Origin of the sequence: Paenibacillus anseongensis (assembly GCF_009757995.1) — a bacterium.
Classification (GTDB): domain Bacteria; phylum Bacillota; class Bacilli; order Paenibacillales; family NBRC-103111; genus Paenibacillus_E; species Paenibacillus_E chondroitinus.
In genome coordinates this window covers 255277-280514 of the sequence record NZ_WSEM01000012.1, presented here as the reverse complement: position 1 = coordinate 280514, position 25238 = coordinate 255277, and the positions used below count along the sequence as shown (strand labels likewise).

Sequence of the window (25238 nt, the reverse complement as noted above, 5' to 3'; positions counted from 1 at the left end):
TGGCGGGGTGATTTACATCAGCATGAACTTGTATGTGGCAAGTTGTCCATGCCCTAAGAAGGCGTCTAAACGACGAAAAAAAAGGTCCAGGCATAGAACCAAACGTCTAGGCGTCAAATTTTTGGCGCAGACCTATTTCTTCTATGCCATTTCCGATGGGGAGAAACGGGAGTATACCCATGAAGATCAGATCCCCGGATACGGAATTCAATCTATTCCAAGTCCGAAGATGATCTCGTATCGACAAGTCTTCGTGAACGGTGTTCTGCAGCCTCGAACGTTATACCACATACGGGAAGGAGCTTTAACTTTAACGTCAGAGGATGTCCCAGAAAAAGGGGTCCCCATCATTGTCCAAAGCGTCCGTATTTATAGATAGCCATTGGGAATTAGGGAAGGGGGTGAAATTATGGCAGCGTCTCTGATTAAACTTTTTGTGACCGCCACAGCTTCCGCACCAACAGCTAGTGGAACTGAGGTTGAAACAACGGTAGATCCTGCTGTTACAAGATATAGCGCAGTTCTTACAGCAGGTATGATTACGACGGATACCACGATTCCAGCAGCAAGCTTTTTAGATGATAACGGCAATGCGATTACAGACCTTCCAGCACCTCCGACAGACGGTTACTACAACGTATATGTCAACGGTGTGCTGCAAGTGGCTGGATTGTCCACCCTTACAACGGCATCCCTGGTTTTAGCTACGACAGCAACTACAGCTGGTGCGCCGGTCGTTCTCGAAGTCTCCGATTTCTCCAATACAACATCTGACGTTACGGTTGAACCGATAATTACTGCACCTGTTATTACAGTTACAGTGTAATACGGAAAACATCCCTCTAGCTTAGGCTAGCAGGGATGTTTTTTTGTTGTACCGGATGTGATCTATTAGTCGTATTGAAGAAGAAATTGGTGATTACAATTCATAAAAGTAAATATATAGGATATTTTTCTTGACAAAATAAGTGTATGAAGGGTATAGTACACTTAGTGTATGAGTTAACTAATACACACACTATAATTATCCAGATTTACTAAGGAAGTACATAGGAGATGGGTAGATGAACATTACGTTTAACAATCGCGATCCGGTTTATCTGCAGGTTGTCCGGCATTTTAAAGAAGAAATGGCAACAGGTAAGTTGGCTGCAGGCCAGGAAATTCCATCTAGACGCGAACTTGCAGGTTTGCTCCAAATTAATCCCAATACGGTACAGAGGGCGTATAAAGAAATGGAGGAGCAACATTTGATAACAACCGCGGGTAATTCCCCTAGTCGGATAACGACGGACAAGCAGGTTTTGAATTCGATTCGTCAAGAACTTATTCAGGAGGCTGTGGAGGTGTTTATACAATCCATCAAAAAGATTGAACTTCCTACGGATGACCTGCTTCGTTTCGTCAAAGAGAAGTACGAGGCAGAGCGAGCAAGGGAGGTTAAAGAATGATAGAAGTCGATCGAATTGTTAAAAAATATGGGAGAAAAAATGTGCTGGATGAGGTCTCTTTCACAGCGGAAAAGGGAGAAATCACTTGTCTTATTGGCATTAACGGCGTCGGCAAATCCACAATCATGAAAGCCATTATGGGGCTAACTCCCGTTGGAAGTGGTCGAATTCGAATTGACGGCCAGCCTGTTAACAAGATGGCCTATGAGAAGGTTGTGTTTATTCCTGATACGTTGACGATGCCTTCCTCTATGAAAATAGGAGATGCCATGCAGTTTATGCAGGACTTCTATGCGAACTGGAATGAGAAGCGGGCACAGGACCTGTTAGCTTTTTTTAAATTGAAAAAGGAAGACCGGTTAGGCAGCTTGTCCAAGGGGAATTCGGCGAAAGCGAACTTATTGCTCGGACTCTCCTTGGACGCTGATTACCTGCTCATGGACGAACCTTTCTCGGGGATTGATATGTTCAGCCGTGAGCAGATCGCGGCTGTGTTCACCAGCCATCTGATTGAAGACCGAGGAGTTCTGATAACGACGCATGAAATCCACGATATTGAACATCTGATTGACAAAGTTGTGCTGCTTGAGCAAGGCCGGGTGTTGAAACAATTTTATGCGGAGGAAATGCGGTCCAAGGAAGGGAAATCCGTCGTAGATGTTATGAGGGAGGTGTATTTGGCATGAGCAACTTTGGAAAATTGCTGAACTGGGAGATTGCCCGTTTTAGCAAATTTTATGGCGCATTATTCGTTATTACTTTGCTTTTGCAATTATTGGACGTTTGGTTATATACGCATGATTATATGAATAATGCCGAAAGAGCGATGGAGAGCCAATCAATGACTGCCGTCCAATATGTCCAGAATTATAGCAAGGCCAGCTTGAATGGATATGATAATATCCTATTTGATTGGTCTATTAGTCTATGCGGTGTGACGCTTCTCCTCTATATTTTTCTGATTTGGTATAAGGAATGGGTTGGGAGAAGTACGTTTGCTTACAGGCTGCTTATGCTGCCAACTTCGAGAATGAATGTGTATCTGGCTAAGTTGAGCTCTATTGTCTTGTTTGTTTGGGGGCTTGTTGCTTACCAATTCCTACTGCTGTACGTTCGGATTACGGCTTTCGAGGCGTTCCTTCCAAGTGAATTCAGACTAGACGTGACAGTCTCGGAAATCATTCGGCACCACCCTATACTCAAAATCCTGCTTCCTTCGTATTTCACAGAATTTGCTCTGTACTACGGAGCAGGTGTGGTGAGTGTGATTATCTTGTTTACAGCCGTTTTACTCGAACGCAGTTTTCGTTTCAAAGGGATTGCAGCGGGTATCCTCTATATCGGCGCGGCAGTGTTTCTCATCATACTACCTGGAATGATCTCAGAAATATGGGTCCCGGATTTCTTTTTCCCAAGCGAGCTTGTTCAGCTGGAACTGGTGATGGGGATCCTTGTCACAGCCCTTTCATTATGGTTCAGTTCCTATTTGTTGCATAAAAAAGTAACCGTTTAAGGAGGCGCCCGAGACAATGAAACGTTATTGGATACTTGTAGTCCTTATTCCATTTGTTGTTTTAACGATTAGTATATATTATGCCACTGCGTCTGAAGTCGATAAACCCGATTATTATCTCAAAACATTGGGAGGCCGCGAAGAGGAAGCTTCTCATATAACGGTTAGAGGACAATATACGTCTGAGCCAATCGCCATACGTCCAGCGGGGAGCGAGTATCCGACCGACAAGGATTCTTTCTGGGAGAGGCTGGATTCAACCTATTTTTACCAAGATGAATTGCAGGAATTATTCAAGGAATATCGCTCTTTTATGAGAGGGAAAAAGAACCTGAGTGCTTTATATGTGGATGAAAAGCTGATTGCATATGCTCAATATGACTTTCGATTTAAAAAGAGTGAGATCCAGTCGGATATGATTGAAATCTCTGTGATGGAGAAAGCAAAGAAGAGTAGTCAATCCTTTCAGGTGAAACTACCTAAAGAAAAGAATGAATTTATCAATGTTTTGGATGTCTATGTGAAAGATCAGAGCATGAAGCTGTTGGTTAATCAATATCAAAAGTCCGGCAAATATTCGCAGCCTGAAGACGCTAAATACGTTATTTATACCGTGGATCTTGATAAAAAAAGCATAGAAGGGAAGCAGTTGATTGCAACTGGTGTATCTCAGGATCAAACGTCGCAGACAACGACTGCACTTATATCATCAAACAATGTGATGAAGCCGAACCGTTATTTGCTTTTCGATCGGAGCTCTTACGCATTAGATGGGAAAAAAGATATCCTGAATCGGGAGCTTCTGTACTACGATATTTGGAACGGCCAACTAACAACTGTTCAAAACGAGCTCGTCCGTGATCTGCTCATGAATGGAAAACCCGGAGAACTTAGAATTGATTACCTTGGCGACGATTTATATTTTACTCCCATGAACATCTATGATCAATCGCGGGTTGTTCATTATAATTTGGCGGAAAAGAAGCTGCAGAGCGACGTGAAAATCAATTTGAAGGATTGGATGCAAGACGAGCTGCACGTTCAAATGAAACAGTTTGTCGATAACCGGCTTTATATGAATTATTACGGAAGGAAAAGTCCCGGTGTGGCTGTAGTTGATTTAGATACAGGCAGGATCGTCTATCAAGGCGAGGTTGCACGTAAAGATGGGTTGGATTTAAACAATTTAATGATCAATGGTATAACTGTAAAGTAGTAAAACCCCTTGACCTTACGAAGGTCAGGGGGTTTTTATTGGTGAGGGTGCCTGCCCGGCACACCTTCAAGAATCAACTTGCTCATCTTTTTCCGAGTCAGAGCCATAGGGTCGGACCTTCGGCAATCGTCCCGCCCGCTGCATCGATTCGCGAAGCAAATACTCAATATGGCTGTTAACGCTCCGGAACTCATCCTCCGCCCAGCGCTCCAAAGCTTCATAGAGCTTGGGATCGAGTCGGAGCGCGAAGTTTTTCTTAGGAGCCATAGCGGTGCCCGTTTAGTATAGCGAGCCGGTATTAATGACCGGATTCGCTGAGCGGTCCGATACAATGGCTACAAGCAAATTGTTGATCATGGCCGCCTTCCTCTCTTCATCGAGCTGCAAGCCTTCGGCTTCGAGGCGGGCGATGGCCATCTGAACCATGCCGACAGCTCCGTCAACGATCGTTTGGCGGGCGGATAAAATAGCTGAAGCTTGCTGACGCTGAAGCATGGCGCTGGCAATTTCGGTGGAGTAAGCAAGGTGAGTGAGACGAGATTCCATGACCTCGACACCTGCAACCGAGAGACGATGCTGAAGCTCAAGACTAAGCTCAGCGGCTACTTCATCGGCATTCCCCCGGAGCGAATAACCTTCGCTGTCGAAACGGTCGTAAGGATATTTGCTTGCTACATGGCGAAGCGCCGTTTCACTTTGAATTTCGACGAACTTCTCATAGCTATCTACATCAAATAGCGCTTTGTACGTATCTACGACTTTGAACACGACGACGGCGGCGATTTCGATCGGATTGCCCTCGATATCGTTGACTTTCAATTTGACGCTGTTAAAATTGCGAACCCGCAAGGAAATTTTCTTTCGATTTGAAAATGGAACAATAAGCCACAGCCCGCTCTTCCGGATCGTACCTAGATAGCTGCCGAAGAACGTGACGACGGAAGCTTCATTCGGCTGTACGGCTGTAATGGTCGAAACAAAGATAACGCCAAGTATGATTAAAATGACACCCGGCAAGATACGTTCCTGTGTCAGGAGTAAAACCCCTAATCCTCCGCCAATAATAAATAACAAAATACCAAGAAATCCATTAATGGACCAAGCTTGTTTTTCCTTCATGTAATCAACATCCCTTCAAGTTGGAGTAGCCACTTCATTTGAATATCTATTTGATATAATTATGATATCACTTTTTACTAATAATGTAAATATACGCAAATAGGAAGATGCTGTCATTCGTAAATCTTGACACGCTTTTTGGGGCATGCTATAAGTTAATAAATTCCTAAGCAGTGAGGTGCTCATCATGTTGAAAATTTCCAATGAACAAGCTTTTCAAGAACAAATCTCACAACCGGTATTAACGATTGCTGTATTTAAAGCTACTTGGTGCAAAGACTGCCACTTTATTGAGCCATTCATGCCGGCTGTAGAAGAAGCTTATAAAGGACGGATTACTTTCGTTGAACTGGATCGCGACGAAGTGCCGGATTTGTGCGAGCAGCTGAACATTCTCGGTATTCCAAGCTTTATCGCCTTCCGCGACGGCAAAGAGCTTGTTCGTTTCGTCAGCAAGTTGCGTAAAACACGCGAAGAAATTGAGCAGTTCCTTGATCGGGCTCTCGAGGTATCAGGTGCTCTTGCCCCATAAATAGAAGGAAGAGAAACGGCTCTTTTCAGAGTCGTTTTTTTAGTAGATAAGAAAGTAAAAGTTTTTTTACTTTTGCTTCGCTCTACCTTGATAAACCCGCTCGTCCTAAAGGACGACAAAGTCGTTTATCCTTGGATATAGCGTGAAAATCACAACTTCGCCATGAGTTTGGCCGAATAGCGGTGGTTTCGGAGCTTTGTAACAATTGCGAATGGATTTGCCAACTTTTTAAAGATATAATTGAAAACGAACCAAACGAATATTCGACAAGATCCACAGAAGTCACGACGTAAAAGTAGGTGCAATCATGCAAAAACTGATTCAAAGGCTAGCGAATTTGTCCGCCATCGGCATGTTTCTCATTCTTGCAATGGGGGCCTTGGTTACAAAGGCTGACGCAGGAAGAGGCTGCGGAGACGAGTGGCCGCTATGTCATGGGAAATTCGTCCCGGCGCATACGATATCATCGTTTATCGAATACAGTCATCGACTGGTCGTCGGTATCGTGACGCTAATCCTGATTGCCACATTCATCTTAGTGTTTCGTTATGTCAAACGGAAAGATGCGAAATACTTCATCACTGGAACCGTTGTTATGACACTGGTACAAGCCGTAATGGGCGCACTCGCCGTTGTTTGGCCGCAATCTTCACTCGTACTGGCGCTTCATTTTGGCTTATCCCTCCTGGCGTTTGCGTTTTCCCTGCTGCTTGCGCTTGTATTCACACCATGGGGCCAATTTCAAAGAGATACAGCCATTCGCAGTTCCTTTAAGGCGATCGTATGGATTACGACGATCTATAGCTATATTGTTGTTTACTTGGGTGCTTTCGTTCGTCATACGGTATCATCTGGCGGATGTTCAGGTTGGCCATTATGCAATGGGCAAGTCATCCCTGAGCTTAGTGGTGCGACGGGCATCGTTTTTACACACCGGATTGCGGCTTTACTGCTGTTCCTGTGCATTCTCTTTCTTTACTTTCAGGCAAAACGTTATTACCAGAGCTCAGACAAATTGCGCTTTGGCAGTAAATGGGCACTCATTCTAGTTTCCCTGCAAGTTATCAGCGGAGCTGTCGTCACTTGGTCGATGGGGAATGAACTCGCTTATTTGCTAACTGGCATGGTGCATGCGGTAATCGTTGCCGGTATGTTTGGATTTCTATGTTATTTATGCGTGCTTACGCTATATGATCGCAAAGCATAAGGCCCGGATTGGGCTGATTTCTGGCAATAGGACAGAACGGTTTTGTGGGAGAAGAGGCCTTCTTACTATAGAGAGGGCTATTTCTTTTTATTTATGCCCATACTTACTTCTATTGTTGTTCATCCATAAAGCTTACTAAAAAAGGGGGTGTACCCATGCTGCGAGCATTATTCCATGAACCAGAGCGGGTAGACAGCGGACTCCTGCTGGAGGCCGGCAATGCAGTAAGAGTGTTTATCGAGCATTTGGAATCGAAGGAACATCACCACACGGCCTCAGACTACCCGAAATACCATCGGCAAGCGATCTGGAGTAAAGGGTTCATTGATGCATTAGACGAGCTTGAACAAAGCAAATACTGCTGTGAGCGTTACGCTGAGCATATCAATAAAATGTTTCTCGAAGATATGAACGCGCAAGAGATGGAAGCCTATCGCCTTTTCGTTTATTTTTTCAAAAATGCCTTCATTCGGTTGTTTTCCATTTTGGACAAATTGGGTACATTCATGAATGATTTATTTGAGCTCAAGACGGAGGTGCTGAAAGCGCGGTATTCGTACTTTACGGTATTGCGCAGGATGCATGAGAAGAAAATTCACGGGGCGCTAGAAGTTCAGCTGTATACGCTCAAAATGGATTATAAATCTCCGCTCGATCGGCTGCGCAATCAACGCAATATGGAGATTCACTATATTAATGCTGAGATGCTGGATGATCTGATGCAAAAAGAGCCGTATCCGGGGGATCGGATTCATGTCGAAAATGTAAAATCAAATGTCGCCGATCTTCAGCAGGGATTTGATATGGTTTGCCGAACCTTAATCATAGCATTCTCTTATATTACGGCTAGTATTGCAAAGGGGTAAGAGGACCATGGAATTAAGAGGCCGAACGGTTCTTATTACAGGCAGTGCGAAAGGACTCGGCAAAATGACCGCCATCACGATGGCTAGACAAGGGTGTCAGGTGGCTGTCAATTATGTAAATAGTGAAAGGGAAGCCACTGAGCTTGTCCATCTCTTGCAAGATTTTGGTGTTCGCAGTATGGCCGTCCAAGGCGATGTCGCTAAGCGGGAAGACATAACACGCATGGTGGAACAAACAGCGTCAGAGCTGGGCCCGATCGATATTCTCGTGAATAATGCGGGACCTTTTTTCCGGGAACGACGGTTTTTTGCTGATTATGGTGTCGATGAAATTGAATATTTAATGCGCGGCAATTTGCTTGGCGTTATGGAACTTGATCAATTGGTTTTGCCGATGATGAGGGAGAAGCGGTGGGGGCGGATTATCCATTTTGGATTTGGCCGAGCCGCTGAAGCAAGAGGCTGGACACATCGCGCTGTCTACGCGGCAGCGAAGGTGGGCTTGGTCTCCTTCACAAAGACATTGGCCGAAGAAGAAGCCAGCCACGGGATCACCGTGAATATGATTTGCCCAGGCGACATTCGCGGGAAAAATAAAGAGCGCACGATGCAGGAGGCCCGTCTGGAGGTCGACGGCGAAACGCCGGTAGGTAGACCGGGGACTGGCGAGGATGTGGCCAGGGTCATCGAATTCTTATGCTTGCCGTCTTCTGATTTCATCACGGGCAACATCATGGATATATCTGGAGGACTCGACCCCATCCAGCCGCTGCCGCTGCTTAATCAACGCAAATAGATTAGCAAAAAGAGCTTACCATAGTGGTAAGCTCTTTCTTATGATATAGTCGTATTAGAACACTTGCACGACTTCAGTTATACCTTCAACTTCTTCAACAAGTGCACGTTCGATACCAGCTTTCAACGTAATAGTTGAACTCGGGCAGCTTCCACAAGCACCCATCAGTTTCAGCTTCACAATACCATCTTCTACGTCAACGAGATCCACGTCGCCGCCATCGCGTTGTAGAAAAGGACGAAGTTTATCTAAAACCTCAAGGACTTCATCATAAATAGCTTCTTTTGTTTTTTCAGACATTTGATTCATCTCCTTTCTTTTAATATTATATTACAATAATGATTAAATGAAAATGGTTTTCAACTTGAATATATCGACATAAGGTGGAATTTTTATTATGAGACCAATCATAGAGTTTTGCGCCAGCAACATGCACAATGGAACAGAGAAAGTCATGAAAGCACTAGAACAAAATCCCGACTATGATGTCATCGAATATGGCTGTCTTGGTAATTGCGGACAGTGCTACATGGAGCCCTATGCTCTATTGAACGGCGAAATCATTGCCGCAGAGAACGCAGATCAACTTCACGAACTCATTCTTGCGAAGATCAAAGAGATTGAAGCGATGTACGATCTGCTAAGCGATTGAGCCTGAACTTATCCGAAGTGGCGTTTCGATTTCCAGAGAACGCCACTTTTTAGCATACGGGCGATTTTGCCTGTCATCAGTGTGCGTTTACCCATGATCCCGAACCCAGCTTTTTTACCGAGTGAACCTAATGTACCTCTGAGTTTAATCTCACCAAGCCGCGGCGTTTCACCTTTCCAAATCGCTTGCATGACTTCAGCAATCTGCTTGCCTTGCGCTTGTGCCGCTTGCGCACTTGGCGAGAATGGCAGGGAAGCGCAGTCGCCGACAACATACACGTCTTTATGATCTGGAATTTGGTGATACTCATTTAACATAATACGCCCTTGACGGTCTTTGGGTACGTTCAGGGCTTCAACAATTGGATTCGGCTGAATGCCTGCTGTCCAAATGGTCGCATCGGTTTGAATGATTTCATCCCCGTTGTACAAATCTCCACCATCCAGACGGCATAAAGAAACATTCGGGCGAAGCTCGATGTGATGCTGGGTCATCCATTCCCGCACATATTGCTGCAGGTTGCTTGGGAAAGCGGACAGAAGACTTGGACCGCGGTCGATAAGTCGAATGTTCAGATCGGCCCGGCTTTCTCTTAACTCCGCAGCCATTTCCACACCGCTTAAACCGCCGCCGATAATAGAAACTTGCCCATAAGGCGCAATGTTATTGATGCGTTGGTACGTAGCGCGTGTTTGCGCCAGCGTTTGAATGCTGGAGGAGAACTCTTTGGCACCCGTGATGCCATGATAGCTATCTACACAGCCTAGACCAATTACAAGCCAATCATACGTGACAGGTTCTCTATCTTCGAAAAGAATTTCCTTTTTCTCCAAATCCACCGAGGACACTTCTCCGTAAGTCAGCAATAAACGAGGATCATCCGGATAAGCTACTCGAATATGCGTTTCTGCAATTGTCCCTGAAGCAAGTGCGTAATATTCCGTTTTGAGCCCTTGGAAAGGACTCCGATCGATCATTTCCAGTATGGTATCTTCCGGCAAATCTTTCTCCAGCATGTTCAAGGCTATGGTCAGACCGCCATAACCTCCTCCGAGAATCACAAATTTTTTCATAACACTCCGTATCCCTTCTTGACTATTCTCTCTTCTCTAGTATGACTAATACACTTTGATTTCATTATAAAAGGTGTCGCGTTCAACGGCTGTACGTCCAGCACCTTGAATTAACCAAACAAGCTCGTCCCTAGTAAGACCTTCAGGGGATAGCGCGCCAGCTGCGTGTGAAATCTTCTCTTTCACAATTGTGCCATGGGCATCGGAAGCGCCGAAGGTGAAGGAAAGTTGAGTCAATTTCGTACCAATATTAATGAAGTAAGCTTTGATATGAGGGAAATTATCCAGCATTAAACGGCTGATCGCGATGGTTTTCAGCTCGTCCCAAGCAGGTACGCGTCTTTTGAGGCCCGCGTTTTTGCTGGCAGGTTGGATGGAGTTCGGAATGAAGACCAAGAAACCGTTTGTTTCGTCTTGCAGTTCGCGTAAAAGCATCATATGGCGAATACGTTCTTCTTTTGTCTCAATCGAGCCGTACAGCATCGTGGCGTGAGTTTTCATGCCAAGCAAGTGGGCATTACGATGAACGTCGAGCCATTCTTCCGAAGAAGCTTTTTCGACTTTCATTTTGGACCGGTAGCGCTCCGTAAGAATCTCTGCACCACCACCTGGCAGTGTGGATAGGCCTGCATCCATCAACGTCTTCAAGACATCTCGGTAGCTTAAGCCGCTAATCCGTGAGAAAAATTCAATTTCTGCCGCGGTATGCGCCTTAATGGTCACATCAGGGTAGGCATTTTTCAATTGGCGAATGCAATCAACGTAATATTCAAAAGGCAAATGAGGATTATGCCCTTGGCTAATATGGAACTCTCTGATTTCTGGGTTATAATGTTCAGCTACATACTCTAACATTTGGCTTGGCGTAAGCGTGTATGAACCTTCTTCGCCCTCATCGCGGCGGAAATGGCAAAAAGCACAATGCTCCTCACACACATTCGTGAAATACAAACTCATATTTTGCACAAAATAAACCTTGTTTCCGTTCAATCGTGTGTTTACTTTGTTTGCCATTTGACCTATGCTCAGAAGATCGTCCGATTCATACAAAAATAATCCATCCTCCAGGGATAGACGTTGACCGTGTTCAACTTTGTCGGCAATTTCCGCCATCCGTTTGATCGGGTCTGTGGTGATTACACTCATCTTCATTCCTCCTATGAAATCAAAATAAAGCACATAAAGAATCGACGCATCCATCTGCAGATGATTTCATGCGCCTTAGCGGTGTGAGTGGCTCGCCTACCTGTCAGCCAGTTCGGTTCAGGAATTCACACATATAGGGAGCTCTGAGTTTGGCTCAAAGACTCTCTAAGTTTTCAATAAACGTACAAACTTTCCTAATCATTATAAACCTCCCTGTGGGAGGGGGCAATATGATGAACATGGACATAAATTGACAATCTAGGAAATCTACAAATTTTGCTATCAAAATTCGTAAAAGGTTATTCCCAATATTAACAAATTCCTGTATACTATTGCAATGTGATTACGTAGGGTTAAAAGGTGATTATATCGTGCCAACATATTTCGTGACCGAACTGCAGGAACGATTAGATATAGCAATCGAACAGCTTCGAGACCAAATGGTGGCTTTAGGCACTGAATATGGTTTCCTGCATCCTGAAGTGCAACAGTGTAGTCGAGAATTGGATCAGTTGATCTTGCAATATTATGCGATGCAACGCAAGCAGTAAGGCTTTGGGAACTTTGCTAGCCATGTATGCGCAGCTGCCCTTGAGCAATGCATGGAATAGGAGTATACTTGATAGTAAGCATTACGAAACTTATGGATAATGCCAGTTTTCCACAATGGGAAACATCAAGGAGGGATTTCCGTTATGATTAACATTAGCGAATCTGCGAGTGATAAAATTAAAGAACTTTTGGCTTCAGAAGAATCACCGAACCTGTTCTTGCGACTAGGCGTCAAAGCTGGCGGTTGCAGCGGGTATTCTTACGGGATGGGCTTCGACGATGATCAAAAGGCTGACGATAAAGAATTTACTATTCACGGCGTGAAAGTGGTTGTGGATGAAGAAAGCGCCAAATATTTGTACGGCGTCCAAATCGACTTTGAAGACAAGGGTATGGGCGGCGGTTTCACCATCAACAACCCGAATGCAGTAGCTTCCTGCGGTTGCGGATCTTCCTTCAAACCGGCAGATTATGAAGGAACACCTGAGCCTTGCGATGATAAAGTTGAGGCTTAATCAATAAAGATGAGAGCGGCTTATAGCTGCTCTTTTTTTTGTGCCCATTTATGGACAAGCAATGAAAGAATTAATCTTATTTTCATAAAACTTTGCTGGCGAAGGAGTATAATTGAAGAAAGTTCACAATCTTGACGAATTTAGATGGGAGTGATTTTGGTGAAACTGTTCAGAAACTTTTTGCAAGGATTTTTATATGCGTTTATCTCCATTGGCGCTCTTCCGTTCTTATTGGTCAAAATTATCCTCGAATCATTTTCTGGCTAATGGATAGAAGCGTTGAGTCTTCTTTTATAATAAGTAAGAAGCAGCAGATCATTTCGCTGCTTCTTTTTTTTGATTTTACGGTGCCACACGATGAGGAGCAGGGAGTGGAACTCTGAGCTTCTCTAGCGCAGCCACCAAATCCCCGCGCACTCCGGAAGCTGTATCCACCCTTCTTGAACAACTTGCTGAGCCAGCTCATCACCAAAGAAAAAACGACTCAGCCGCTCCGCCTCCTCCAAGTTGTCAAATTGATAATCCGTCCGAATCCAAGTGTGGGACATCCCGAATTCGTTTTCAAGCAAATCATAGTAAGCACGCAGAAAACTCGGGGGATTAGGGACAGTCGAACCCGTTCCGAAATTCTCGAAAATAATGGCGCAACCGCCAGGGCGCAGCACGCGCTTTATTTCCGTCAGCACCTGGCGGATGTTTTCTTGCCAATTCGGGATATCAGAGCTCCCTAAATAACAGATACTCCAGCCTGAAACGATTAAATCGTAGCTGTTATCACGGACAGGGAGAGCTCGATGGTCGGCCACCTGAATGCTCCAGTTGTGCAGGCCGGCTTCTTGAAGACTATGTGCCGTTACTTGCAACATGGCTTCTGATGCATCGACGGCCAAGATGGATTTGGCCTTAGGGGCAAGTACACGGGTCAATCTGCCAGAGCCAGCCCCTAGATCTAGGATGTCTAGACCTTCGACAGGTTGGATGCTTTCGATTACATCTAAGAGACTCGGCTGCTTAGAGATGAGCAGATCGTAAGTTTCTGCTTCTAGTTTGTAAATTTCATCATGGTTAGGCATAGGTCAAACTCCTCCTTAAGTTACGTTACAAGTTCATCGTAAGGATTGACGTAAGGAGAAGGTCAACAATTTATTTAGCGGATTGGAACGGCATAAACCATGGTGAGCAGCTCATTCAGTTGTTTATGCTTGGTGATATACCCGTTTTCGTCAAACCAGCTTAGCAGCGTAGAGTTCGTGGCGTAATAGGCATTCAGAATCAGCTGGATGTCCTCCGTTCTGCCTTGGCGCTCTAAATCAGCTATGTACTGTACTTTTTGATCTTCGTTTTCAAACATTAAATCCGTGATGCATATTCGGCCGTGGGGTTTCAATACGCGGCGCATTTCGCCAAGGGCCAGTATTTTTTGTTCATCGGAAATATGGTGCAGGGCAAAACTGGTTACAATGAAATCAAATTGTCCATCCAGATATGGAATAGCAAGAAAGTTCCCCAGCTTAAGTTCCATCTGTGGATGCTTGCGCCCGCAATGCTTCAGCATTTCCTTGGATTGATCGATTCCGGCGATAGGAATTCCCTTCTCCAGAAACTTGCCTGCCAAATTTCCCGTCCCTGTTCCAATATCAAGTCCCCGTTCACCCGCCTTGGGAGCAACCCAATCGATTGTAGTTTGCAGAGCTTTCTCATAATCCTTATATTCTCTATCATTATTGACTACATTGTTGTCATGGGTTAAGGCTTGATGGTCGAAATTCCATTTGTCATTCCAATTTTTTCTGGTTTCTCTCCATCGTTTGGACCCTTCCGCTAGCAAGAAAATATCTTCTAATGGAAGCGTTTGTTGATATTTTAAAAGATCAATCATTGTATCCGTCGTTTCAATAATTTGTTTGAGCTCCAGCCACTGAGAAAAGATGATGGATCGCTGCATTTCCAAATAATACTGAAGTTGTTCGGTATCTTCATCGCCGGCTAGAGGCAACGCTTTTTTAATATCCTCAATCGTCATCCCGGCTTCTCTCAGCGAAATGATTGTTTGTAACCGCCATACTTCTTTTTCCGTAAATCTTCTATATAAATTGTGTTCTTGCTTGTGGGGAGAAATCAGCCCTTTTTGTTCATAAAAGCGGATGGTTCTTGGAGAAATGTTAAGCTTCTCTGCTAATTCTTTGATTTGCATATTCAATCAGCCCTCCTTTCCTTACTAAACCTTAACCTAAGGGAAAAGTAAAGTGGGACTGAGACGGAGTCCTCATAAGGGGAACCTTTTGCTCACAGAAGAATAGAATAGATTGAAAGAGTACTAGCTTGAACTAGGAAAAGGGGGTGAGTGCATGGTAACTAGACAAGCATTTATCGAGCTGATTGCTCCAATTGCTGTAGAACTTCGTCTGGATCACTCTCCGATTTTCCCTTCCGTTCGTATCGCACAGGCGATTCTAGAAACGGGTGGAAACGTGAATGCGTGGAACAATTTGGTAGGATATAAGGTTGGCAGTGGTGTGCTTACACCTTATTGGACAGGAGACAGAGTATCGGCCTTGACTTGGGAGATGGTAAACGGTGTGCGTTACGATAATGTGCCTAGTGATTTCCGCGCGTATCCATCGATCGAATTCTGCTTTCGGGATCAAGATCTCCTCTTCCAGCTGCCCCGATATGTGAATGTAAGGAACGCCAAAAGTCCAGGAGAACAAACACAAGCCTTGCAGAGCAGCGGCTACGCCACAGATATCTCTTACGCAAGTAAGCTTAATAATTTGATACAAACAAACGGATTAACGAGATATGATGAGGAGGTTGTGAAAATGTTAGAACAGCTGCAGGCACAAATTGCTGCCTTACAGACCAGAATAAGCGCATTAGAAGGACAAGCGGCGCTAAAAGAAGTGCCCGAGTGGGCCAAAGCTGCGGTTGATGCGGCGGTTAAAGCGGGCCTTATTGATACCCCGAAAAACGGAAGTTATGACTTTTACCGCTTGTTGACGGTGCTTCATCGTAAAGGGATTATCTAACATAGCCGAAAAAAAGAGCCGCAAGTGACGGGGAATCATTCCTAGTACACGATGCGGCTTTTAATTTTTACGTTCTCGCCATATTTAGCCTTCATAAGCTTTGTTTGATCTAGCATATACGTGTAGATTTCTTTCAAGCGGTTCTTTTTGGGCTTAATCGTTTCCTTGATTTCACCATTCAGTACAATATCGTAGACGATCATGTCTATCACTCCTTTGATTAACTTTCTAATCGTATTATAAACAATGAATATTAACGGGCGATTAAAATTTCTTTTCAAATTTGTGAACTTCGTTAAGGAAATATTAAGTATTACACGGATTTTTACAAATTAAGCGATCAATTTTTTTTATCAGTATCCGCATAGTCTAGCATGTGTATAACTTTATACACAATATCCCCCAAGCAATCATACCGTTTAGGGGGGATATCAACAATTTACCCACAGGATATACACAATTTTCTGTGGATAATGGAACAGTTGTTCTATTTTTAACCCCATGATAATATAATTACAAATTATAGAATAAAGGTGATTTCAGTGAGACAAATTAGCGACGAAACATTGATCGACTCTTATTACAAAGCACTGGATTTGAGATTAGAATCAGATTTTGTTGATCTATTGCTCGCCGAAATCCAGAGACGCAACTTGAAGCTGCAAGTCTACATCAAGGATGAAGCTCCGCTCAACTAATGGGTTAACAGATACATATCTAAGAGAGTTGATGCTCATAGATTCGGTATCTGAATGGTTAAACTGTGCATACAATCGGGGCAATTGAGCAAATGAAGGCATTCACCACCATGACCCGACAACGTGCCGTCCGAATCGGACATCGAGTACACATCAATCTCCCGATAAGGGGAGTAGGGACCAAGGTAGTCGCTTAGTCTGCCGCCATCACACATGGTATGTGAGCACACGGGGCAGTCGGTGGTTAATTCCTGCAGGCCATTGCAAACCGGACATATAGATGACAAAGGGGTATTCCTCCTAATCCGAAGATTAGGTATAGAATACCCCTTTTTATGTAGAAAGATTATGAATTAAAATTTCAAATTGGAGCTGTGTCCTGGTGAAAGCTTAGCAGTTGGGTCGATATACACTTTGGCATTATTAATCGCCGTAGGTGCTTCGCCGAAGCCAACAGCAATCAATTTCAATTTGCCCGGATATGTCGTGATATCCCCAGCAGCAAAGATACCTGGAATGTTCGTTTCCATTCTGGAGTCAACAACGATCGAGCCGTTTTCAATGTTAAGTCCCCACTCAGCAATCGGTCCTAGGGATGATACGAATCCGAAGTTAACGATAACAGCATCCACATCATGCACGGTTTCTTCGCCTGACTTGATATCTTTGAGTGTAACTTGCTCAATGCGGTCGCTGCCTTGAAGCTTCGTAATTTCTGTAGGCGTTACGATGTTTACTTTAGAGTTCATCAGGTTCTCAACACTATGCTCGTGTGCGCGGAATTTATCGCGACGGTGAATCAGCGTCACTTTCTCAGCAATCGGCTCTAGCATGAGCGCCCAGTCTACCGCGGAATCGCCGCCACCGCTGATCAATACTTTTTGGCCGGCAAATGCGTTCAAATCGCTTACGAAATAGTGTAAGTTCTTTTTCTCGTATTGTGCGGCTTCTGGAAGTTCCAAGCGACGCGGTTCGAATGCGCCAACTCCGCCTGTGATAATAACGGCGCGGCTAGTGTGCGTACCTTTGTCCGTTGTGATTTCGAAAAGACGCTCTTCTTTTTTAACAACTTGATGTACTTTCTCTTCTAGGCAAACATCTATAGGAAAGTGTTTCATTTGAGCTAGTAAGTTATTGACTAGATCTTGCGCCGTTACTTTCGGGAATCCGGCTACGTCATAAATGTACTTCTCAGGGTAAAGCGCGGCAAGCTGTCCACCTAGTTGCGGCATGCTTTCAATAATTTTCACGGACGCATGGCGCATTCCAGCGTAGAAGGATGCGAACATCCCAGCAGGTCCACCACCGATGACAATAATATCAACGATGTCTTGATTAGTTTCTTTCTCGATCATTGTTAAACTCCTCCGATTCATTTCCTTTGATGTGCCACTATTCTCAGAATTGCAAGAATTGCCACAATCATTATTCCATTATAAACGTCTCTTCTAATGAAGGAAACAGAAAAGTGTGAATTCTTTATATAAATCGCTTATAAATATGATAAGTAATGCTTACAATGGTTGGACAGGGCTGAAGCGGCTGTAAGCTTGATTTTAAGCCAAAATAGCACTTGATCTTTACTAATTTAAATTATATTATATCATGAGAATCGGTTTACCATGTTGTGACTAAATTTGTGCTTTTTGATGCATTTTTTGATCATCATAAATCATTGTGTGTGAGAGCAAACTAGAGGCAGTATACGACTTTTGAAACTGTTTGTGTAAATTTTCACAAGATAGAGAAACCATGGGACAATAAAATCGGATATGGAAGTGAGAGAGACATGAGTAGAATACCAAGAATCGTTATTCTAGGAGCCGGTTACGGCGGGATTCTTTCTGCAATTCGATTGCAAAAAGAATTAAATTACAATGAAGCTGATGTAACACTCGTAAACAAGCATGATTACCATTACATTACCACGCATCTCCATATGCCTGCTGCAGGAACAGATAATCCTGAAAATGCACGCGTGAACATTCTGAAATTGATTGATGAGTTCAAAGTGGATTTCGTGAAGTCGACTGTTACTCAAATCCGTCCGCATGAGAAAAAGGTTATTCTCGAAGACGGTACGCTTTCTTACGACTACCTAGTTATCGGTCTTGGCGGCGAAGCTGAAACGTTCGGAATCCCTGGACTTAAAGAATACGCGCTGAATATTCGCAGCATCAACAGTGTTCGCTTCATCCGCGAGCACATTGAGTACCAATTCGCGAAATACAAGCGTGAGCCGGATCGCAAAGATTACCTGACATTCGTTATCGGTGGAGCAGGATTTACCGGTATTGAATTCATCGGTGAATTGGCAGATCGTATTCCACAGCTTTGCAAAGAATTCGACGTCGATCCTTCCCTCGTGAAGATTTATAATATTGAAGCGGCTCCAACAGCACTGCCAGGTTTTGACCCTGAGCTGGTTGAGTATGCGATGAAAATTTTAACGGACAAAGGCATCACGTTCAAAATCGGCACAGCGATCAAAGAATGCACTCCGGAAGGCGTTCTTATCGCGGGCGATGAGTTTATCAAGGCTGCAACTGTTGTTTGGACAGGCGGTATCCGCGGTAACCACATGCTCGACGAGGCAGGATTTGAAACGATGCGCGGCAGAATTAAAGTTGATGAGTACCTGCGTGCTCCTCAATTCGATAATATCTATGTTGTTGGTGACTGTTCCATCGTCATGAACGATGAAGGCCGACCATACCCTCCAACAGCACAAATCGCAATGCAGCAAGGGGAAGCTGTGGCTCATAACCTGATTGCTTCCATTCGCGGTTCGCAAATGAAAACTTTCAAATTCTCCAACAAAGGTACAGTGGCTTCCTTAGGTAAAGGACAAGCCATCGGTATTGTTGGGTCCCGTAAACTCAAAGGTAATGTAGCAGCCATGATGAAAAAAGTGGTTGATATGAGATACCTCTACATTATCGGCGGAATTCCGCTCGTTATTCGCAAAGGGCGTTTCTAGTCATCATTCGTAAACGGGGGGATCGCTATGCGGCACTGCAGTGTCCAAGTAAGAGGACTTCTTACCCGGGATGAACTGGATCGTTACAATGGACTGATTGAAGTCGGTCATTTTCTGGAGACGGAGAAACGTTACGATCATGTAGCAGTTGTACAAAAGGAAATCGATATTCTCATCCTTCCAGCCATCGAACGGTTGAAGGAAAAGAGTCGGCAGCGGGATCGTGATACCGAGGCGTATCTCGCACGCAAAGCGCAGATGGAAGCCGAACTTGCCGCTGCGCTCCGCGACGACGATGATGAGGATTAATTGGATAAAGCTTGCTCTATAGAGGGCAGGCTTTTTTTTATTAGACAAAAAGAAGGACAGACATGAGGTCCGCCCTTCTATTTATTTTAAACCGTAATGAGTTTAGTAAACTTCTCAGGTGTAAGCAAGTTACCCACGTAGAAATCACCGAATTCACCGAAACGTGCGCTTACTTCGTCAAAACGCATTTCATAAACGAGCTTTTTGAAATGCAGAGGATCGTCGGAGAACAGCGTTACGCCCCACTCCCAATCATCCAGACCAACAGAACCCGTGATGATTTGTTTCACTTTGCCAGCGTATGTACGGCCAATCATGCCGTGGCTGCGCATCATCGTTTTGCGATCGTCCGCAGGGAGCATGTACCAGTTGTCATTGCCTTCGCGACGCTTGTTCATCGGATAGAAGCAGATATGCTTCGCTTTAGGCAGCGTTGGCTTCAAACGTGCTTGAATCTCTGGATCATCCGCAGGATCGACGCCAGGTTTAGCTAAGTAACTGCTTAATTCAACGATAGAAACATAGGAATATACCGGGATTGTAAAAGCGGCGAAGCTGGATTTATTAAAAGCATTTTCCAAATCATTCAGTTCTTCTAACGTTTCGCGCAATTGCATGAATACAAAGTCAGCTTTCTGTCCAACGATGCTATATACGGCAGTGCTGCCTAATTTATCGTTTTCAATTTGCTGCCATTCGGATAGGAATGTATTCAGCTCTTCCGTTGCATGTTTACGCTCTTGCGGGGTTGCGGCATGCCATGCGTTCCAGTCAATCATCCGGAAATCATGGAGCGCATACCAGCCTTCCAGCGTTTGTACGGCTTCACTCATGGGTGTTCCTCCATTCAAGGCTAATATCCCCTACATTGTATCCAATTCATGGAGAAAGGGCAAATGAACAAAGGGTGAAATGGAAAATGTTCAATTTGTGTACACTTTACCTGTGCGATCTCGTGGATTACAATGAAAAGAAAGCTGAAGATCAGTTTCATAATTAGGGGGATCAGACATTGCTGCAGATGATTATTGCCACTGTCTTAATGATGGTGTTATTTTTTGGAATCGGTTTTATTTTGAACATGCTGATGAAGACGACATGGTTTCCACTCTATGCGTTCATCGCACTGGTCATTGGCGTTGTGATCTACGGGTCAATGGGGTCAGCCTCTTTTTTATCCAGCGGGGAAAGCTTTACGATAGTTGATATCGTTCCGGCTATCGGCGGCCTGGTTGGTGCAATTCTTAGCGGATCAGCGATCAAAACACTTCGGATTAAAGGCTTCAAAATGTTCTAGTGTAATAATAAAAGGCAAAGCGGGCTACGATAAGGTGAAGTTCTTGAACATGACCTGACGGAGGAGACGACTTTGCCTTTTGCCCATTTAAAAGGGACGATTCTGAATTATGAGATTTCAGGAACCGGCATCCCTATTGTGTTTATCCATCCGCCTCTGTTAACTTCAGAGTCTTTCTTTTATCAAAAAAAACAGTTATCCCACCATTTTCAGGTGATCACATTTGATATTCGCGGTCACGGGTCCAGCCTAGCTTCGGAACGACCGCTCAGTATGGAGTTAATCGCACGCGATGTTCGAATGCTACTCGATGAAACCGGGATTGAAAAGGCTTATCTCTGCGGATATTCGACCGGCGGGATGGTCCTTTTGGAAGCGCTGTTAGCTTATCCTGAGCGATTCCTTGGAGGAATCGTGGTGAGCGGCATGTCGGAATTGACCGACGTATATAACAAAATCAGGGTATGGATGGCGTGCAATATGACCGGCCCGGTTATGCTGATGGATCTGTTGAAGAAAGCTATCACGAACGGAAACGCAGACAATCATGAAACCTATCGCCAGTTGTACGAGAGCGCGAAGAAAGACACGTCCAATGATGTCTGCATGTATTTTAAGCAAACCATTGCCTACTCCTGCACGCATCGACTCCGGAATATCAAGCATCCGATTTTATTAATGTTCGGTAGAAAAGATCGTTCTTTTCATCGGTATGCCCATTTGCTTCACCAGGGTCTGCCCAACAGCTCACTCTATTTCATAAAAGATGCGAAGCATCAAATACCAATCAAAAACGCAACCAAAATGAATGATCTGATTCGCCTGTGGGTGGAGAGTCTGGAGGATCAGCACACAGAGCGGGGACTGCTCGATTTGGCTATTGCGAGGAAAATGAACCCTGCCATGTACGGAGAAGAGACCCGGGCCAGTGAGGAAACCGAAGCTTCCCCTGGCTGAATCCGGCATGCGTGAAATAAGTTATGTTGTTATAGACAAGGGGGTGTCCACAGGTCATAGTAGACCTTAAGACAACCCCATTTTCCTTTTATTCAAAATGCTCCAGAACAATTTTGCCTATCGTATGGCCTTCCTCTAGCATGCCATGGGCCTTGCGGAGGTTTGCTGCATCGATTGGCGTTAATCGCTGAGTCACTGTGGCGCTCAGTAGTCCGTTATCGACTAGTTCGGCTACTTCATTCAGCAGGTTGTGCTGTTCGATCATGTCCGATGTTTGAAACATCGCGCGCGTGAACATGAACTCCCAAGCGAACGTGACGCTCTTATTTTTCAGGAGATTCATATTTAGTGTTTGACTAGTTTCTACAATGGAACAGATTTTCCCTTGCGGAGCGATTGCGTCCGCCATATTCTTCCAATGCTCAGCCGTGCTGTTTAAGCAGAAAATATAGTCAACCTCAGTTAGACCGAGTGCAGTTAATTGCGGCAAAAAAGCATCATAATGGTTGATTATATGATCGGCTCCCATTTGTTGTGCCCATTGCACAGATTCAGGGCGTGAAGCTGTACCGATGACGGTAAGGCCGGCAAGTTTCGCTAGCTGTGTGGCGATAGAGCCGACTCCTCCGGCAGCGCCGATAATCAGTACGTTTTTGCCGACATTATCCTCTTTATTCCGTGATACGCCGAGCCGCTCATACAGGCCTTCCCAAGCGGTGATGGCTGTTAACGGCAACGCGGCTGCATCGGCGAAATTCAGCGTTTTCGGTTTCCGGCCAGCGATGCGTTCGTCAACGAGATGATACTCGCTGTTGCCGCCAGGGCGTGTTATGCTTCCGGCGTAATAGACTTCATCCCCAGGCTCAAACAACGTACAGTCCGGTCCGACTTGCTCTACGATACCTGCGACGTCCCATCCCAGAACGCGAGGTGCGTCTTCGGTTTTCTCTTTCGGAGCACGCACTTTCGTATCTACGGGATTTACGGAAATGGCTTTGACCTTAATTAATAGATCCTTGCCAGTGGGAACTGGTTTCAGGGCATCAACATGAATAAGGCTTTCAGGATGCTCAATAGGAAGATAACGGAATAGTCCTACGGCTTTCATCGTTTCTTGGGAACTCAATATGCTCATCTCCTATAAATGATAGTTATGATGTTGTCAGTGTAGCTCATTCATTCTAAAATAGGAAGTACGCACATTCGTGTGGTATAGTATCAATTTGTATACTAAGGAGGTGCCGAGGCATTATGCGTGATCGCGAAAGCGGCTATGGCAGCACAGGAGATCGGGAAGGCTGCCCGGTTGAATATACATTGGACGTCATCGGAGGCAAATGGAAGGGCGTGCTGCTCTATCACATGATCGATGGTTCCAAAAGATTCAATGAATTCAAACGAATCTGTCCATCCATTTCTCAAAGAATGCTGACCTTGCAGCTGCGTGAGTTGGAGGAGGACGGCATTGTCCATCGTGAGGTGTACCACCAAGTGCCTCCGAAAGTGGAGTATTCTTTGACGGAGTTTGGCCAAACCTTGACGCCGATTATTTTGCTAATGAAAGAATGGGGCAAAAAGTATCAACAAAATTCGGAATGTTCCATCGAAAGCTAGGCGGCATGTACAAGGCCAACCCAGCCAGCCGAAAGGTTGGTTTTTTCATTTTAGGTAATATTATCTTTCTCTACTAGATACCAAGCGTGTCGATTTTTGTGGTAGACTAATAGAGAGAGAAACCGAGATGCTGGCAAGGTGGCAGGCAATCGGTTGAGCCTAGGCAGGATGGTGCTGTAAACGGATGAGAATGACGAATATGCTGCATTTCACGGAGAATCACAGGTTTTGTGTAGGCCGTGAATTTTCTTTAAGCAGTTTGGATTTTAAAATGTTGGCGATGATGTATCAGCCGATGATCGGTGGTTTGGCAATAAGCCTCTATCAAGCTCTCTATCAGCAGATGAGTGCGGAAAAGGTCGGATTTTCGGCTTTGGAACAGCAGCGTAAGTTATTTCTGCTGCTAGATCTGGAGCAGGGAGAACGAGGCCGGAAGTATTTGATCGAGCAATCCTCCAAGCTTGAGGCCATTGGCCTCTTGCAGACAACCCGCAAGTTTTTGGCGGATGAAGAAGATTATATTTTTGTCTACACGTTGTTCCCGCCGCTTGGGCCCAATGAATTTTTCAGGAATCAACATTTGACGCTGCTGCTACGCGATAAGGTCGGTAAGTTCATGCTGCTCTCTCTTCGGGAGGACTTGCTGGCGCCGGAGCCGGAAGAGTGCCGCGAAGCAAGTGAAGAGAATTTATCCGTTCCCTTTTATGACCTGTTCAGGCTTAATACCCAAGTGGTCGACTATGAGTTGGAGCAGGCGCTATATGAAGCATCTGCGAGCAAACAGGGTGAGGCCCGGTTGGATGTCACAACCAAAGGCTTCCAGTATGCGGACATTATCATGAGGTTCCCACGCGGAGCGAGCAACCGGATTTTCGTTGAGGCGCTCAAGCATAAGCCGGATCAAATGGCTGCCATTAATATTGTGGCCAAGAAGTATAATCTTTCCTTGCAGGAAACTTGCCGGTTGCTCGATGAAGATGGCGTCTTTAGCGAAGATGGCGAGCTGCAGATGGATCTCATGCAGTACAACGCGAATCTCTTTTACAGGCAAAGCAAGAAGCGTGACGAGGAAAGAGAGCGAACCTTGTCCAGAACGGAAGAGACCGGAGCCGAAAACTCGACAGATCAAGCGGAAGAGAAATCCGTGGAGATGGCGTATTATTTGGAAGTGCCGCAGCAGTTGCGCGGTGAATGCACAGATCATCAATACAACTACATTATGCGTAACGAGCCGTATACGGCAGTCCTGAAAATGTTTTTTACTCAGGGCTCTATTCCCGACGGCGTACTTAATATATTTGAGAAAATTGATTTGAATTATAAGTTAAACGAAGAAGTCATCAATGTATTGATTCACTTCCTGCACATCGACCGCCGCTCATGGGCGAAGTCTTCTATTGAAGCGGTCGCCTCGGATATGCTCGGCAAACAAATTATTACTTACGAGCAGGCCGTAGAGTACGTACGCGAGAAAATCAGCTACAAACAGAAAGCTGCATCCAAAGTGGAGGCCGCCAAGGCCGGCGGAGGATCCGTAACCAGGGGCCGGCAGGGCAAGACGCAAAAGCCGCATATCCCAATGGTGGTGCAGGATGCAGGCGCTGCGGCTTCTTCCAGATTGACCGAAGAAGAGCTGGAGGCTGCGAGAAGGATGGCCCAGAAGCTGGATGAGCGGTTTAATCGGAAGAGCTGACGAGCGCTATGACAATATCAAGA

Annotated in this window: 33 protein-coding genes; 21 read left to right on the top strand and 12 right to left on the bottom strand. The window is 44.9% G+C overall.

Annotated features, from left to right (window positions below):
• The first annotated feature begins 121 nt into the window (after window positions 1-121).
• The 6 genes from GON05_RS13705 (at window position 122) to GON05_RS13680 (ending at window position 4180) form a co-directional block, all read left to right on the top strand.
• Window positions 122-379: a DUF4183 domain-containing protein gene (locus GON05_RS13705; RefSeq protein ID WP_157319639.1), complete on the top strand. Its 258-nt coding sequence runs from the start codon at window positions 122-124 to the stop codon at window positions 377-379.
• A gap of 30 nt (window positions 380-409) precedes the next feature.
• Window positions 410-826 (top strand): DUF4183 domain-containing protein, encoded by a 417-nt coding sequence (locus GON05_RS13700; protein WP_157319638.1) that lies wholly within the window; start codon window positions 410-412, stop codon window positions 824-826.
• Window positions 827-1064: 238 nt separating this feature from the next.
• Window positions 1065-1451, top strand: coding sequence for a GntR family transcriptional regulator (locus tag GON05_RS13695; RefSeq protein WP_127452941.1), 387 nt, complete (start codon window positions 1065-1067; stop codon window positions 1449-1451).
• A complete protein-coding gene (locus GON05_RS13690; RefSeq protein ID WP_157319637.1) occupies window positions 1448-2137 on the top strand; it encodes an ATP-binding cassette domain-containing protein in 690 nt (229 codons plus the stop codon). The genes GON05_RS13695 and GON05_RS13690 overlap by 4 nt, the downstream gene beginning before the upstream one ends.
• Complete coding sequence (locus tag GON05_RS13685) at window positions 2134-2964, top strand: hypothetical protein (RefSeq protein WP_157319636.1); 831 nt, start codon at window positions 2134-2136, stop codon at window positions 2962-2964. Before GON05_RS13690 ends, GON05_RS13685 begins: the two co-directional genes overlap by 4 nt.
• 16 nt (window positions 2965-2980) lie before the next feature.
• Window positions 2981-4180 (top strand): hypothetical protein, encoded by a 1200-nt coding sequence (locus GON05_RS13680; RefSeq protein WP_157319635.1) that lies wholly within the window; start codon window positions 2981-2983, stop codon window positions 4178-4180.
• Window positions 4181-4246: 66 nt separating this feature from the next.
• Here GON05_RS13680 and GON05_RS13675 read toward each other — a convergent pair whose 3' ends face one another.
• Window positions 4247-4447: a type II toxin-antitoxin system antitoxin gene (locus GON05_RS13675; protein ID WP_157319634.1), complete on the bottom strand. Its 201-nt coding sequence runs from the start codon at window positions 4445-4447 to the stop codon at window positions 4247-4249.
• A gap of 12 nt (window positions 4448-4459) precedes the next feature.
• A complete protein-coding gene (locus tag GON05_RS13670) occupies window positions 4460-5299 on the bottom strand; it encodes an SPFH domain-containing protein (RefSeq protein WP_157319633.1) in 840 nt (279 codons plus the stop codon).
• A gap of 187 nt (window positions 5300-5486) precedes the next feature.
• Between GON05_RS13670 and GON05_RS13665 the strand changes: the two genes are divergently transcribed.
• From GON05_RS13665 to GON05_RS13650, 4 genes are all read left to right on the top strand, one after another.
• Window positions 5487-5831 carry a thioredoxin family protein gene (locus GON05_RS13665; RefSeq protein WP_127452929.1) on the top strand — a complete coding sequence of 115 codons (345 nt, stop codon included), beginning with the start codon at window positions 5487-5489 and terminating at the stop codon, window positions 5829-5831.
• 307 nt (window positions 5832-6138) lie between these two features.
• Window positions 6139-7038, top strand: coding sequence for a COX15/CtaA family protein (locus tag GON05_RS13660; protein WP_157319632.1), 900 nt, complete (start codon window positions 6139-6141; stop codon window positions 7036-7038).
• A 155-nt stretch (window positions 7039-7193) separates the two neighbouring features.
• Complete coding sequence (locus GON05_RS13655) at window positions 7194-7904, top strand: Cthe_2314 family HEPN domain-containing protein (protein WP_157319631.1); 711 nt, start codon at window positions 7194-7196, stop codon at window positions 7902-7904.
• 7 nt (window positions 7905-7911) lie between these two features.
• Window positions 7912-8700, top strand: a complete 789-nt coding sequence (locus GON05_RS13650) for an SDR family oxidoreductase (RefSeq protein ID WP_157319630.1) — start codon at window positions 7912-7914, stop codon at window positions 8698-8700.
• A 54-nt stretch (window positions 8701-8754) separates the two neighbouring features.
• Here GON05_RS13650 and GON05_RS13645 read toward each other — a convergent pair whose 3' ends face one another.
• On the bottom strand, window positions 8755-9000 hold the full coding sequence (locus tag GON05_RS13645; protein WP_157319629.1) for a NifU family protein: 246 nt from the start codon (window positions 8998-9000) through the stop codon (window positions 8755-8757).
• A 97-nt stretch (window positions 9001-9097) separates the two neighbouring features.
• On the opposite strand from GON05_RS13645, the gene GON05_RS13640 reads away from it, so the two are divergent.
• Window positions 9098-9352 carry a YuzB family protein gene (locus GON05_RS13640; RefSeq protein WP_127452918.1) on the top strand — a complete coding sequence of 85 codons (255 nt, stop codon included), beginning with the start codon at window positions 9098-9100 and terminating at the stop codon, window positions 9350-9352.
• A gap of 8 nt (window positions 9353-9360) precedes the next feature.
• Here the strand turns inward: GON05_RS13640 and GON05_RS13635 are convergent, their stop codons facing one another.
• On the bottom strand, window positions 9361-10425 hold the full coding sequence (locus tag GON05_RS13635) for an NAD(P)/FAD-dependent oxidoreductase (protein WP_157319628.1): 1065 nt from the start codon (window positions 10423-10425) through the stop codon (window positions 9361-9363).
• A 45-nt stretch (window positions 10426-10470) separates the two neighbouring features.
• Window positions 10471-11571 carry an aminofutalosine synthase MqnE gene (gene mqnE / locus GON05_RS13630; RefSeq protein WP_127452914.1) on the bottom strand — a complete coding sequence of 367 codons (1101 nt, stop codon included), beginning with the start codon at window positions 11569-11571 and terminating at the stop codon, window positions 10471-10473.
• Window positions 11572-11942: 371 nt separating this feature from the next.
• Between mqnE and GON05_RS13625 the strand changes: the two genes are divergently transcribed.
• Window positions 11943-12122: an aspartyl-phosphate phosphatase Spo0E family protein gene (locus tag GON05_RS13625; RefSeq protein ID WP_246069031.1), complete on the top strand. Its 180-nt coding sequence runs from the start codon at window positions 11943-11945 to the stop codon at window positions 12120-12122.
• 144 nt (window positions 12123-12266) lie between these two features.
• Complete coding sequence (locus GON05_RS13620) at window positions 12267-12638, top strand: HesB/IscA family protein (protein WP_127452912.1); 372 nt, start codon at window positions 12267-12269, stop codon at window positions 12636-12638.
• A 389-nt stretch (window positions 12639-13027) separates the two neighbouring features.
• Here GON05_RS13620 and GON05_RS13615 read toward each other — a convergent pair whose 3' ends face one another.
• Both GON05_RS13615 and GON05_RS13610 read right to left on the bottom strand, forming a co-directional pair.
• Window positions 13028-13711 carry a class I SAM-dependent methyltransferase gene (locus tag GON05_RS13615; RefSeq protein WP_157319626.1) on the bottom strand — a complete coding sequence of 228 codons (684 nt, stop codon included), beginning with the start codon at window positions 13709-13711 and terminating at the stop codon, window positions 13028-13030.
• A gap of 74 nt (window positions 13712-13785) precedes the next feature.
• The gene (locus GON05_RS13610) at window positions 13786-14832 is read right to left on the bottom strand and encodes a MerR family transcriptional regulator (protein ID WP_157319625.1); all 1047 of its coding nucleotides are present in this window, start codon (window positions 14830-14832) and stop codon (window positions 13786-13788) included.
• 154 nt (window positions 14833-14986) lie between these two features.
• Here GON05_RS13610 and GON05_RS13605 point away from each other — a divergent pair, with 154 nt between their 5' ends.
• The gene (locus tag GON05_RS13605; protein ID WP_157319624.1) at window positions 14987-15667 is read left to right on the top strand and encodes a glucosaminidase domain-containing protein; all 681 of its coding nucleotides are present in this window, start codon (window positions 14987-14989) and stop codon (window positions 15665-15667) included.
• 41 nt (window positions 15668-15708) lie between these two features.
• Here GON05_RS13605 and GON05_RS13600 read toward each other — a convergent pair whose 3' ends face one another.
• Window positions 15709-15870 carry a mechanosensitive ion channel protein MscL gene (locus tag GON05_RS13600; protein WP_145666792.1) on the bottom strand — a complete coding sequence of 54 codons (162 nt, stop codon included), beginning with the start codon at window positions 15868-15870 and terminating at the stop codon, window positions 15709-15711.
• Between the two features lie 339 nt (window positions 15871-16209).
• Between GON05_RS13600 and sda the strand changes: the two genes are divergently transcribed.
• On the top strand, window positions 16210-16365 hold the full coding sequence (sda, locus tag GON05_RS13595; protein WP_127452902.1) for a sporulation histidine kinase inhibitor Sda: 156 nt from the start codon (window positions 16210-16212) through the stop codon (window positions 16363-16365).
• Window positions 16366-16400: 35 nt separating this feature from the next.
• On the opposite strand, the gene GON05_RS13590 is transcribed toward sda, so the two are convergent.
• Both GON05_RS13590 and GON05_RS13585 read right to left on the bottom strand, forming a co-directional pair.
• Complete coding sequence (locus GON05_RS13590; RefSeq protein ID WP_157319623.1) at window positions 16401-16652, bottom strand: hypothetical protein; 252 nt, start codon at window positions 16650-16652, stop codon at window positions 16401-16403.
• Between the two features lie 66 nt (window positions 16653-16718).
• Window positions 16719-17720 (bottom strand): NAD(P)/FAD-dependent oxidoreductase, encoded by a 1002-nt coding sequence (locus tag GON05_RS13585; RefSeq protein WP_127452898.1) that lies wholly within the window; start codon window positions 17718-17720, stop codon window positions 16719-16721.
• Between the two features lie 434 nt (window positions 17721-18154).
• Between GON05_RS13585 and GON05_RS13580 the strand changes: the two genes are divergently transcribed.
• Both GON05_RS13580 and GON05_RS13575 read left to right on the top strand, forming a co-directional pair.
• Entirely contained in the window at window positions 18155-19345 is a 1191-nt protein-coding gene (locus tag GON05_RS13580; RefSeq protein WP_157319622.1) for an NAD(P)/FAD-dependent oxidoreductase, read from the top strand.
• Between the two features lie 27 nt (window positions 19346-19372).
• Entirely contained in the window at window positions 19373-19654 is a 282-nt protein-coding gene (locus tag GON05_RS13575; RefSeq protein ID WP_127452894.1) for a hypothetical protein, read from the top strand.
• 86 nt (window positions 19655-19740) lie between these two features.
• On the opposite strand, the gene hemQ is transcribed toward GON05_RS13575, so the two are convergent.
• On the bottom strand, window positions 19741-20487 hold the full coding sequence (hemQ, locus tag GON05_RS13570) for a hydrogen peroxide-dependent heme synthase (protein ID WP_157319621.1): 747 nt from the start codon (window positions 20485-20487) through the stop codon (window positions 19741-19743).
• Between the two features lie 179 nt (window positions 20488-20666).
• Here hemQ and GON05_RS13565 point away from each other — a divergent pair, with 179 nt between their 5' ends.
• Together GON05_RS13565 and GON05_RS13560 are read left to right on the top strand one after the other, a co-directional pair.
• Window positions 20667-20951: a YuiB family protein gene (locus tag GON05_RS13565; protein ID WP_127452890.1), complete on the top strand. Its 285-nt coding sequence runs from the start codon at window positions 20667-20669 to the stop codon at window positions 20949-20951.
• Window positions 20952-21023: 72 nt separating this feature from the next.
• The gene (locus GON05_RS13560) at window positions 21024-21908 is read left to right on the top strand and encodes an alpha/beta fold hydrolase (protein WP_157319620.1); all 885 of its coding nucleotides are present in this window, start codon (window positions 21024-21026) and stop codon (window positions 21906-21908) included.
• A gap of 88 nt (window positions 21909-21996) precedes the next feature.
• Here the strand turns inward: GON05_RS13560 and GON05_RS13555 are convergent, their stop codons facing one another.
• Window positions 21997-23043: a zinc-binding alcohol dehydrogenase family protein gene (locus GON05_RS13555; protein WP_246239095.1), complete on the bottom strand. Its 1047-nt coding sequence runs from the start codon at window positions 23041-23043 to the stop codon at window positions 21997-21999.
• 116 nt (window positions 23044-23159) lie between these two features.
• On the opposite strand from GON05_RS13555, the gene GON05_RS13550 reads away from it, so the two are divergent.
• Together GON05_RS13550 and GON05_RS13545 are read left to right on the top strand one after the other, a co-directional pair.
• The gene (locus GON05_RS13550) at window positions 23160-23522 is read left to right on the top strand and encodes a winged helix-turn-helix transcriptional regulator (protein ID WP_157319619.1); all 363 of its coding nucleotides are present in this window, start codon (window positions 23160-23162) and stop codon (window positions 23520-23522) included.
• Between the two features lie 184 nt (window positions 23523-23706).
• The gene (locus GON05_RS13545) at window positions 23707-25215 is read left to right on the top strand and encodes a replication initiation and membrane attachment family protein (protein ID WP_157319618.1); all 1509 of its coding nucleotides are present in this window, start codon (window positions 23707-23709) and stop codon (window positions 25213-25215) included.
• Window positions 25216-25238: the final 23 nt, after the last annotated feature.